We start from the raw sequence: 276 nt of genomic DNA, 5'->3' as shown, positions 1-276 counted from the left end.
TGGTGCCAAACGTTATCTTTTGCTTTATATGAACATTGCCAAGATCCACGCAGTGATATTTGTTATGGCGAGAAGACCGTCATTATCGATAAGCCGCATAACAGGCAGTGTTACAGCTATACGACCATTAAGAAACCGGTGTCGTTTCAGCTCAACCGATATCAGTACAGGCAGCAGCCTTGGCAGTGGCAAGACTAACGATACCGATAGGATAGCGATAACAAGGGCTAGTGCTTTCTAGCCCTGATTCACCCGAGATCAAATAGCAGGCGAATC

General features: G+C 46.0%; 1 pseudogene. It reads left to right on the top strand.

Going from position 1 to position 276, the window contains the following annotated elements:
* A pseudogene (locus AB4486_RS25510) lies at positions 1-198 on the top strand (hypothetical protein); the annotation flags it as partial.
* Positions 199-276: the final 78 nt, after the last annotated feature.

Origin of the sequence: Vibrio sp. 10N.222.55.C6 (assembly GCF_041473395.1) — a bacterium.
Taxonomy (GTDB): Bacteria; Pseudomonadota; Gammaproteobacteria; order Enterobacterales; family Vibrionaceae; genus Vibrio; species Vibrio crassostreae_C.
Note: the sequence above shows the minus strand (reverse complement) of the source record. Positions and strands in the feature narration are given on the sequence as shown.